This is a genomic window from Streptomyces sp. XY431, assembly GCF_001279805.1.
Taxonomy (GTDB): domain Bacteria; phylum Actinomycetota; class Actinomycetes; order Streptomycetales; family Streptomycetaceae; genus Kitasatospora; species Kitasatospora purpeofusca.
On record NZ_LGDO01000324.1, the window covers coordinates 1 to 10,703 of the forward strand.

The following is a 10,703-nucleotide window of genomic DNA, read 5'->3' on the forward strand; positions in this document are numbered from 1 at the left end:
CGCCTCGGGAGCGGGGGCCTCGGGGGTCGGGACCGGGGCAGCAGCGGTCGGGGTCGGGGTCGGCGTGGGGGCCACCGGCTCCGCGGTGGGAACGGGCTCCGCCGTGGGGACGGGCGCCGCGGTCGGGACGGACGGCGCGGGGCTCGTCGTCCGGGCGCAGGCGGCCAGGGCGGTGCCGGCCGCGGCCACCAGGAGGGTCCGCCGACTGAGTGACATCAATGCGCTCCGAATCTGCCCGACTGTCAGATGATCTGACTACCTCCTATTCAGGGCCCGCCCCACCCCCCGGCGCAACCCGGGTCCGCCTTCACGGGGCCGCCGTCCGCCGGTGGGGCCCGGCTCACCGGGGGTTCACCCGGGCGAGCGGGTCGCGGGTAGGTACGGGCCGCGAGCATCCCCGGCGAGAGCGGAGGCACCCGATGGCGGACGACGTGCACGAGGAGCAGGCCCGGCCGGGCCGGCGCGGCCTACTGGCCGCGGGCGCGGCGGGCGCGCTCGGCGCGGTGGTGGCGGGCGCCGGCACCGCCCGGGCCGAAGGAGCCGCGGCCCCGGCCGCGCCGCAGGACCGGACGATCACCCTGACCGGGAAGCTGCCGACCGGCGCACCCGACTTCGTGTACCTGCCCTTCGACGTCCCGTCCGGCGTCCGCGAACTCGCCGTCTCCTACCGGTACGACAAGCCGACCGTGCCGCCCGGCACCCCGGGCAACTCCTGCGACATCGGGCTGTTCGACGAGCGCGGCACCGAACTCGGCGGCCGGGGCTTCCGCGGCTGGTCGGGCGGCTTCCGGACCGAGTTCACGGTGAGCCGGGAGCAGGCCACGCCCGGCTACCTGCCGGGGCCGGTCCGCCCGGGTCGCTGGCACGTCGTCCTCGGGCCCTACCAAGTCGCGCCGCAGGGGCTGGAGTACCGGGTCGACGTCACGCTGCGGTTCGGCGCGCCCGGCGGCGAGTTCACCCCCGCCTACCCGCCGGAGCGCGCCCGGGGGCGCGGCCGGGCCTGGTACCGGGGCGACTGCCACCTGCACACCGTGCACTCCGACGGGCGCCGCGAGCCCGCCGAGGTGGCCGCCGGGGCGCGCGCGGCCGGGCTGGACTTCATCGTGTCGACCGACCACAACACCTCCTCCGCGCACGGCGCCTGGGGTCCGCTGGCCGGCCCGGACCTGCTGATACTGCTCGGTGAGGAGGTCACCACCCGCAACGGCCACTGGCTGGCACTGGGCCTGCGCCCGGGCGAGTTCGTCGACTGGCGCTACCGCTCCCGCGACGAGGCCCTCCCCCGGTTCGCCCGCCAGGTCCGGCGGCAGGGCGGCCTGGTGGTGCCGGCGCACCCGTACTGCCCGTACGTCGCCTGCCAGTGGAAGTTCGGGTACGAGAGCGCCGACGCCGTCGAGGTGTGGAACGGCCCGTGGACGTACGACGACGAGTCGGCCGTGGACGGCTGGGACGCCCAGCTGGCGGTGGCGCTGCGCGACGGGCGCTCCTGGCTGCCCGCGATCGGCAACAGCGACGCGCACAGCGCCCCGCAGGTGATCGGCTCGCCGCACACCGTCGTGCTCGCCGAGGACCTCAACCGCGACGACGTCCTCGACGGCCTGCGCGCCGGGCGCAGCTGGCTCGCCGAATCGGCGGCCGTCCGGCTCGAGTTCACCGCGACCGGGAACGGCCGGCAGGCCGGGATCGGCGAGGAGCTGGCGGTGCCCGCGGACGCGCCGGTGGACGTCCGGCTGGCCGTCTCCGGGGTGCCGAACGGCACGGTGCGGTTCCTGACCGACGAGGGCCAGCTGCACCAGGAGTCGCTGCCCGCCGACGGCGCGGGCACGGTGGTCTGGCGGACGACGGCCTCGCTCGCCGCGTTCGTCCGGGCCGAGGTGCGGCACCCGAGGGCCGACGGGACCCCGGGCCGGGGCAACGCGATGGGCCCGGACCTCCCCTGGGGCCCGATGGCCGCGCTCACCAACCCGATCGTGCTGCGGGCACGGGCATAGGCGTTGGCGTTGGCACGGACGCGGGCGTAGCGGGAAGGCGAACGGACGGCGAGGGGCCTGCGGGGGGACGGCGGGAGGTCCGGGGAGGGGAGGACTCCGGGGCGCACCGTGGACTAGGTTGATCCTCGACAGCAGTCACTCGTAGGGACGAGGCGGTCGGCTGTCCGCCTTGCCGGATTCGGCCGGTTCGTGTGCCGACTCCGGCCGGCCCCCGCGTGTTCCGCCCGTCCCGCCCCGGCCCCGTCCGTCCAGGCCCGCGAAGGGATCAGCAGCTGTGAACCGTACGACCGTAGGTGGGCCGGAGCTCGGAGGCGGACGGGGGGCGGGCAGCGTGGTCGTCCTCTCCGACCCGGCCGCCGGCGCCGGGAGCGGCACGGTGGCCCCCCTGGTCGCGGACGCGCTCTTCCCCAGCGTCCACCTGCGCGCGGAGGACTTCCGGCGGGCGGTCCGGCAGGGCTATGTCACCCCGGACCGGCCGGAGGCCCGGCGGCAGAACCTGACCGCGCTGGCGGCCACCGCCCAGGCGGCCTTCGCCTTCGCCGCGGGCGGCTACCAGGTGGTGGTGGAGGGCTCGGTCGCCCCGACCGCGCTGGACGCCTTCCGGCGGGAGAGCCGGGCCACCGGCGCGGCGCTGCACTACGTGGTGCTCAACGGTGGCACGACCGGCGGTGCCGCGGCCGGCAGTGCCGCGGCCGACGGTGCGCCGCAGGCCAAGGGCCCGGCGGCGGCGGACGCGGCCGAGGCGACGGCGGACACGGTGCTGGCGGGGCTGCGCCGGGGGGCGTACCTGCTCGGCTGGTGAGCCTGCCGCCGCCCCGGGGGGAGACCGGGGCGGCGGCGGGAACGGAAGGCGGCGAACGGCGGCCGCGAACGGAAGAGGGGCGGCCGGTCGGTTCTGGGGGGACCGACCGGCCGCCCGCGGCACGGCGTCCCGAGCGGCGACGCCCCGGCGTCCGCTCTCCCACAAGAGCGAACGCCGGGGCGGCCGCGGACCCGGCGCCCGAACGGGGGTACGGACGCCGGTGGCGGTGCCGCCACAATGGTCAACGGGCGGCGGATCGGAAGCGGTTCACGGCCTTCCGGTTCGGGTCCGCCCGGACCGGCCGCGGTTTCCCGAAAGGGCAGCGATCCGGGGCGGTGCCCCAGCCGGTCAGCCGCCCGGTCGATCCCCCGCCCGCTCGGCCGTCCGGTCAGCCGGCCCAGGCCATCCCGCGGGCCGCCAGGATCGGACGCAGCGCGCGGACCGCGTAGAAGCTGCGGGACTTCACCGTGCCGACCGGCACTCCCAGCACCTGCGCCACCTCGACCATCGACCGGCCCTTCATGTGCAACTCGACCAGGACGTCCCGGTGGTGGGGCTGGAGCTCGGCCATCGCCACCGCCACGTCCCGGGCGACGAGCACCTCGTCGTAGGGGTCGTGGGAACCGGCGTGGTCCTCCGGGGTCTCGTCGGCGACCTCCTGGGCGCGGGCGGCCTGCATCCGGTAGTGGTCGATGGCGATCCGGCGCGCCACCGTGAACAGCCAGGGACGGCTGTGCTCGGGACCGCGCTGCACGGCCGCCGGGTTCTGCCAGGCACGCAGCAGGGTCTCCTGGACAATGTCCTCCGCCTTGCCCCGGTCCCCGCTGGTCACCCGGAGCATCGCGCGCAGCAGGTAGCCGCCGTGCAGGCGGTACAGCTCGGCGAGGACGTCCTGGTCCAGCGTGGGCCGGACGGCGGGCGCGGCGGGCGCGGCAGGCGCGGCAGGCGCGGCAGGCGGGGCGGGCACGGCGGGTACCCGGGCGTCCCCGGAGGTCGTCCCGGCCCGGGCGGTTGCGTCGATGGCCACGGCTGTTGAACCCCTCACACCATTCATCGGTACCTCGGTCGGTCGGTACCGGGGTCGATCGCTGTCTCGGTGCACCGGGGCAGGCCACCGCGATCGGACGGCTCCCCGGGCGGTGCCACGCTGGCAGCCCCCGCCAACGCGCGGCCAACGCGGCCGCGACCGCCCGCGTTGGCGGGACGTTGGCGGGGCCCGCCGGGGTCACTCCGCCGACGGCGCCCCGGTCCCGGTCCCGGCCCCGGCCCGCCCGGCCGCCCGGTTGCGGCCGACCCTGGCGGCGGCCGCCGCCAGGGCGAGCAGCGCCGCGCCGCCCAGGCTCACCCCGGTGACCGCCGCCGCCAGCCGCACCGGCCGCCCGTCCGGCGGCGGCGGGACGACCACGGGTTCGGCCGTGGCGGCCGCGTTCGTCCCCGGCGCCGCGGCCGGTCCGGCGGCGGCCGGGGCGCCGACCGCCGTCACCGGGTCCACCGCTCCCCAGCCCACGGCCGGATCGGGCAGCGCCGTACCGGGCCGGTAGGCGGTCGAACGCAGCCGGTCGGCGAGCTGCTCGACCGTCAGCGACGGCGACCGGCCGAGCACCAGGGCCGCCGTCCCCGCCACCAGCGCGGCGGCGTAGCTCGGCCCGGAGGCCGTGAAGGTGCCGCCGCCGGGGCCGGCCGCCAGCAGGCCCTCGCCCGGCGCGGTCACGTCCACCCGCGAGGTCCGCCCGGGGGCGAGGGCGGCGGCCGCGCCGCCCGCCTGGCCCGCCGAGCCGCCGGCGGAGTCGGAGCTCCCGGAGCCGGCCGGGGCGCCGTCCGTACCGATCCCGGCCACCGCGAGCACCCCGGGGTACCCGGCGGGGTAGACCGGGGCGTTCACCGCCTGGCTGTCCGGCCCGACCGGGGCGACCAGCAGCATGCCCTTCGCCGTCGCGTAGCCGACCGCGTCGGCCAGGGCGGGCGCGGGCTCCGCGATCGGCGCCGCGACCAGGCCGATCCGGGCGCCGCCGTCGGCGGCCGCGCGGATGCCCCGGGCGAGCAGGTCGGCGTTGGTGCTGCCGGCGTCGTCGGTGGCGGCCACGGCCAGCACCTTCGCCGCGGGGGCGACACCGGACGGGCCGCCGTCGGCGGGTCGGCGGCCGGCCACCAGGGTCGCGAGCGCGGTGCCGTGGCCGACGCAGTCCCGGCCCGCGTCGCCGTCCCCGTGCAGCCGGGGCCCGAGCGTGAGCCGCCCGGCCAGCGCACCGGGGCCCGAACCGGCCGCGGCGTCCACCCCGGAGCCGATCACGGCCACCGTCACCCCGGCGCCCCGGCTCAACGGCCAGACGGCCTCCGGCCGCAGGAAGACCTGCGACCAGCTGGGCCGGTCCGCGGCGCGGGCGACCGGCTTGCGGCACCCGTTCTGCCGGACGTCGGACAGCGTCTGCGCCATCGGGGGGAACTCCGCCGGCTGCGCGCCCGCACCACCGGCAGCCGCACCGCCACCAGCACCGGCAGCGGCACCCGGCACCGCGTTCCCGACGGTCGGCGCCGTGGTACCCGCCGCGGGACCGGCCGCCACGGGCCCGGCCCCGGACGCACCGGCCCCGGACGCACCGCCGACAGCCGACGCCCCCACCGCCCCCGACGCCACGTCCGGGGCGAGGGCGGCGAGCGCGGCAAGGCTGCAGGCCACCGCGGCGGCGGGGCGGGCGAGCCGCCCGCGGCCTCGGCCGGTGCTCACACCGGGCTGCCGGAGCGGTCCGCGGCGATGTCCTCGGGCAGCAGCAGGCTCAGCTCCGAGAGGTCGGCGACGTCCAGCCGGCTGAGCCGGCCGGCCTGGCGGGTGATCATGCCCTCCAGGGTCTGCCGGGCGAAGCGGCCGTTGCCGAAGGTGCGGTCGCGCGGGACTCCCGCGAACAGCTGCTCCAGCGCGGCCAGCGTGTGCGGCGCGCACTCGTACCCGGCGTTGACCGCGTGGTTGCGCACGATGGTGACCATCTCCGCGTCGGAGTAGTGGCCGAAGTCGATCTGGCGCGAGAAGCGCGAGGCGAGACCGGGGTTGGAGGAGAGGAAGTGCCGCATCTCGTCCTCGTAGCCGGCCACGATCACCACCACCTCGTCCCGGTGGTCCTCCATCAGCTTCATCAGGGTGTCCACGGCCTCCTGGCCGAAGTCCCCGCCGCCCCCGTGCCGGGGCGTCAGGGTGTACGCCTCGTCGACGAACAGGACGCCGCCCCGGGCCCGGTCGAAGGCCTCCTTGGTGAGCTGGGCGGTGTGGCCGACGTAGCGGCCGACCAGGTCGGAGCGGGCGGTCTCGATCAGCTGGCCGCCGGGCAGCACGCCCAGCTCGGACAGCAGCCGCCCGTAGAGCCGGGCGACCGTCGTCTTGCCGGTACCGGGCGGACCGGCGAAGACCAGGTGGTGACTGATGGTGGCGGTCGCCAGCCCGGCCTCCTCCCGGCGACGGACCTGCCGGATCAGGTTCACCAGGTCCTCGACCTGCTCCTTGGCGGCGGGCAGGCCCACCAGGGCCTGGAGCTCGGCCAGCGGCTCGGTGCCGTCGCTCTCCTTCACGGGCGGTTCGAGTTCGACGCCCACGTCCCCGGGGACGAGCAGGGCGAGGTCCTGGTCGCTGATCTCGGGCTGCTCCGCCAGCCGGGTCGCCTGCCGGTCGACCATCTCCTCGAAGACCTTGCGGGCCGAGCGGCCGTTGCCGAAGTCCTCGCCGCGCGGCATCCGCTCGAAGAGCAGCGTCAGCGCGTCGCCGGTGCCCGCGGCGAGCTCGTAGCCGTGACTCGTGGCGGCCCGCTCGACGATGGTGACCAGCTCGTCGACCTCGTAGTTGGCGAACTCGACGGTCCGGCTGAACCGGGAGGCGAGACCGGGGTTGGAGGCCAGGAACTCGGTGATCTCGGCGGAGTATCCGGCCACGATCACCACCACGTCCTCGCGGTGGTCCTCCATCAGCTTGACCAGGGTGTCGATCGCCTCCCGCCCGAAGTCCGGGCCGGAGCCGCCGGAACCGGCCGACAGGGTGTACGCCTCGTCGATGAACAGCACGCCGCCGAGCGCCTGCTGGAACACCTCGGTGGTCTTGATCGCGGTGCCGCCGATGATCGAGGCCACCAGGTCGGCCCGCGCCACCTCGGTCAGGTGCCCGCTGCGCAGCACGCCCAGCTCCGCCAGGATGGCGCCGTAGAGCCGGGCGACCGTGGTCTTGCCGGTACCGGGCGGACCGGCGAAGACCAGGTGGCGGCTCATCGGCAGGGACGGCATGCCGGCCAGTTCGCGGCGGCGGGCCAGCTTGTTGAGGTTGACCAGGGTGGCGACCTGCTCCTTGACGCCGGCCAGGCCGACCAGCGACTCCAGCACCTCCAGCGGTCCCGGCGGCGCGGCCGGGGCGGGGGCGCGGCCGGGCTCCGCGCCCGGCTCGGGGGCGCCGTTCCCGGCGGCGGCCGGACCGGAGGAGGAGGCGCCCTCGGCGCGCGGGCCGCCGGTGGCGGCCGCGGCGGTGCCGTGGGCGTCCGGCAGGCCGTTCTCCTCGCTGGTCAGCTGCTCCACCGCGAGCCGCTCGCTCGCCGCCGTCTGCCGCAGGCCGGAGCCCCGGTTGCGGGACAGCTTGCAGCCGGTCAGCCGGACCGCCTCCACCGAGTCGAGGCGCACCCCGTCGCCGATGTTCTCCACCGCGTCGACCTGGGCCAGCGCGGCCCGCCCGCCGGCGCCGATCCGCACGCCGTGACGGCGGTTGCCGTGGCTGCGGACCCGGGTGCAGGTCAGGTCGCCGCCGTCCTCGACGGACAGGCCGTCCTCGCCCGAGCCGCTCACCTCGCAGTCCCGCAGCGAGGCCCGGCCGACCTTGCCGACGACCACGCCGGAGCCCTTGGCGCCGCGCACCACCCCGGCGCCGACGAAGGTGTCGGCGCCGTCCGTGATCCGCAGACCGGCCCGGCCGGCGTCGGTCACCTCGACGCCCTCCAGCCGGCCCCGGCCGTCCCGCAGCACCTCGACGCCGTCGGCGCCCGCGCCGGTGACGGTCAGGTGGCGCACCCGGGGGTTGGCGCCGCCGCCGATCGACAGGCCGGGCCCGGTGACGTCCCGGATCTCCAGCCGGTCGATGTCGGCGGCGCTCTCCTCGGCCAGTTCGACGCCGGCTCCGCCGCAGCCGCGCACCACGGTGCCCTTGAGCACCGGACCGGCGTGCTCGCCGACCCAGATGCCGGTGCCCTCGGCGTCGGCGACCTCGCAGTTCTCGAAGTGGCCGCGCGAACGGCCGGTGATGTGGATGCCGTGCCCGGCGGTGCGGGCGGTGGAGCAGCGGCGCAGCTCCGGGTCGGTGCCCGCGGCCAGCGCGATGCCGTGGCCGGTGGTGGCGCTGACCACGCAGTCTTCCAGCACCACCCGGGCCTCGGAGCTGATGTACACGCCGATGGCGGTGTCCCGGACGGCGGTGCGCACCAGCCGGGTGGTGGAGCGTTCCTCCAGGGCGACGGCAGGCTTGTCGGTGACGGAGATCTCGCAGTCCTCGAAGGTGCCGCGGGCCTCGCCGTTGGCGCAGATGCCGTTGCCGCGGGCGTCGCGCAGGACGCAGTTGCGCAGCAGCGGGTTGGCCCGCTCGCCGACCACCACGGCGGAGGTGCCGAGGTGCTCGATCACGCAGTCCTCGATCACGCTGGTGCCGGTGGAGGTCTCGACGATGCCGGCGCCGGCCGGGTTGGTGACCCGGCAGTCGCGCATCGCGAGCGAGCCCTGCTGGCGGGTGAGGACGGCCGTCCAGGAGGCGCCGACCACCTCGCAGTCGGACAGCGCGGCCTGCCCCCGGGGCACGTCGACGGCGGGGAGTTCCTCGTCCTGGCCCTGCACGACCAGGCCGGTGAGCTGGACGGCCTCGGCCACCACCTGGACGACGCAGCCCCGCCGGGCGGTGATCCGGACGCTGCCGCGCGGCTCCTCGGCGGTGATGGTGACCATCTTGGTGATGACCAGGTTCTCCTCGTAGCGGCCGGGGCGGACGGAGATCACCGCTCCGCTGCGGGCCGCCGCGAGCGCGTCGCCGATCGTGCGGTACGGGCCGCCCCGCTGTTCCGGGCACACCGTCAGCACATGGCGCGACATGGCCGTCCTCTCCTGGGTTTTCATCGGTACGTCGTCGTCGGGCAGGTCGGACGGGGTCGGGCAGGTCGGACGGGCCGGGGCCGGGCCGGGCGGGGGCGGTCCGGAGGAGGTCCGGACCGCCCCCGCGCGGTCAGGAGGCCGTGCAGTCGGCCCTGACGGCGGAGGCCGCGATGTGCGCCTTGTCGGTGGCGGTGCCGGCCCAGTCGAGGCCGCGGGAGTGCAGCATCACCGAGATCTTGCCGCCGGAGACCGCGACCGTCTTGCCGGCCGCCCAACTCCCCCGGCTGGTGGTCTGGTTGACCGAGAAGTCGCCGATGACGCCGGAGCCCGGGGAGTTGTGGACGGTGTAGTACGCGGGCTTGCCGCCGACCAGCTTGTAGTCGCTGTTGTTGGGCACGTAGACGGAGATCGTGCAAGTACCGGTCGTGACCGGCGCGGTGGAGAACGTCCAGACCACCGAGTTGTCGTTGTCGTCCTTGCTGTCCGAGCCGGACATCGGCAGCGACACGTACTTGCCGTTGCAGCCCGAACCGGTGTACCCGCCGGTCGAGCTGGTGAGCCAGCCGGTGGAGCCCTGCTCCCAGTAGCCGTGCTGGGCGTAGGCGACCGAGGCGGTGCTGCAGTTGCCGCCGCCGATGGCGCTGTAGGTGGCCTTCGCGGCGGCGGGCGGCTGGACGGGGGGCTGGGAGGCCGGCGGCGGCTGCGGCGCGGGCTGCTGCGGGGCCGGCTGGCCCGGCGCGGGCTGCTGGGGTGCCGGCTGCTGCGGAGCGGGCTGGCCCGGCGCGGGCTGCTGCGGAGCGGGCTGACCCGGGGCCGGCTGCTGCGGAGCGGGCTGACCCGGGGCCGGCTGCTGGGGCGCGGGCTGACCTGCGGCGGGCTGCGTCGTCTTGCCGTTGCTGCTGCCGCCGCCCGTGCTACTGCTGCTGCCGCCGGTGCTGCCGCCGCTGCCGTTCTGGGTCCCGCTCTGCGGCGCCTTGCCCGCCGGGACGGTCGTCCCGGCCGGCTGGCCGGCCGGCACCGCCGGGGCGCCGACGGTGCCGCCGCCGAGGGAGAGCCCGGGCACGGTGCCCGAGCCGTCCACGGGCGGCGCGTTGAGCGCGCCGGGGTCACCGGTGGCGGGCGGGTCGACGGGCGCCGGGAGCGGCAGTCCGGTCGTCGGCGGGTCGGTCGGCACCGGCTGCTGGACGTCGTCGATCTCCGGTCCGTCGACCAGCTGGGGGTCCGCCCGGTTCACGCCCCGGTTGTCGCCGTGCTTGTCCGCGCCGTCGGTGATCAGGAACGGCAGGCCCATCAGCACCACGCCCGCCGTGGCGGCGGCGACCAGCGCGGGCCGCCGGAACCGGGGACGACGGGAGGTCTCGTCCGGCTCCTCGCCGTCCGCGCCCTCCGTCCCGACGGGGACCGGCGCCCCGGGCTCCTCGCCCGGACCGAACCCGGCGGCGGAGGCGGCCGAGGGGACGACCGCGACCGGCGGCACCGCGGCGGCGGTCACCACCGGCGTGACCGGCCCGTACTGCGGCACGGCGACCTGCTCGGTCGGCGCCTCCGCCGTCGCCGGGGCGGCTGCCGCAGCGGCGGCGGCGCCTCCGGCCGAGGCGGCGGCACCCGCCGGCGCCCCGGCCGGCTCCTCCTCCATCTCCCAGTCCATCGACGGCAGCTGGATCCCCGCCGCCCCGCCCCGAGCCCCGTTCCCGCCCGTACTCGTGCTCACCGCAGCTCCTCCGGCCTCGCATGCAGTCCCAGTCGACAGGACCACCCCGGCGACTGGACCTCGGGTGCTCCTACTCCGTTCCTACGGCCGGACCCGGCCCGAC

The 10,703-nt window shown here is 77.0% G+C and carries 6 protein-coding genes and 1 pseudogene; 2 read left to right on the forward strand and 5 right to left on the reverse strand.

Features of this window, described 5'->3' with window-relative positions; all coding sequences use genetic code 11:
• Positions 1-216 (reverse strand): annotated as a pseudogene (locus ADK60_RS46940) (hypothetical protein); the annotation flags it as partial.
• A 203-nt stretch (positions 217-419) separates the two neighbouring features.
• Here ADK60_RS46940 and ADK60_RS24795 point away from each other — a divergent pair.
• The gene (locus tag ADK60_RS24795; RefSeq protein ID WP_053648996.1) at positions 420-1,991 is read left to right on the forward strand and encodes a CehA/McbA family metallohydrolase; all 1,572 of its coding nucleotides are present in this window, start codon (positions 420-422) and stop codon (positions 1,989-1,991) included.
• Positions 1,992-2,265: 274 nt separating this feature from the next.
• On the forward strand, positions 2,266-2,793 hold the full coding sequence (locus ADK60_RS24800) for an ATP-binding protein (protein ID WP_159400566.1): 528 nt from the start codon (positions 2,266-2,268) through the stop codon (positions 2,791-2,793).
• Between the two features lie 388 nt (positions 2,794-3,181).
• Here the strand turns inward: ADK60_RS24800 and ADK60_RS24805 are convergent, their stop codons facing one another.
• The 4 genes from ADK60_RS24805 to ADK60_RS45860 all read right to left on the reverse strand — a co-directional run bounded on the left by ADK60_RS24805 (position 3,182) and on the right by ADK60_RS45860 (position 10,600).
• Positions 3,182-3,820, reverse strand: coding sequence for a sigma-70 family RNA polymerase sigma factor (locus ADK60_RS24805; RefSeq protein WP_079008671.1), 639 nt, complete (start codon positions 3,818-3,820; stop codon positions 3,182-3,184).
• A 198-nt stretch (positions 3,821-4,018) separates the two neighbouring features.
• Entirely contained in the window at positions 4,019-5,227 is a 1,209-nt protein-coding gene (locus tag ADK60_RS24810) for a S8 family serine peptidase (protein WP_053649000.1), read from the reverse strand.
• A gap of 287 nt (positions 5,228-5,514) precedes the next feature.
• On the reverse strand, positions 5,515-8,889 hold the full coding sequence (locus ADK60_RS24815; protein ID WP_053649001.1) for a right-handed parallel beta-helix repeat-containing protein: 3,375 nt from the start codon (positions 8,887-8,889) through the stop codon (positions 5,515-5,517).
• Between the two features lie 130 nt (positions 8,890-9,019).
• Entirely contained in the window at positions 9,020-10,600 is a 1,581-nt protein-coding gene (locus tag ADK60_RS45860; RefSeq protein WP_199839753.1) for a hypothetical protein, read from the reverse strand.
• Between the last annotated feature and the right edge of the window lie 103 nt (positions 10,601-10,703).

What these genes read in the sequence shown, in the direction of transcription:
- ADK60_RS24795 (WP_053648996.1), top strand. Translation starts at nt 420, where the DNA reads ATGGCGGACGACGTGCACGAGGAGCAGGCCCGGCCGGGCCGGCGCGGC.
- ADK60_RS24810 (WP_053649000.1), bottom strand. Translation starts at nt 5,227, where the DNA reads ATGGCGCAGACGCTGTCCGACGTCCGGCAGAACGGGTGCCGCAAGCCG.
- ADK60_RS24815 (WP_053649001.1), bottom strand. Translation starts at nt 8,889, where the DNA reads ATGTCGCGCCATGTGCTGACGGTGTGCCCGGAACAGCGGGGCGGCCCG.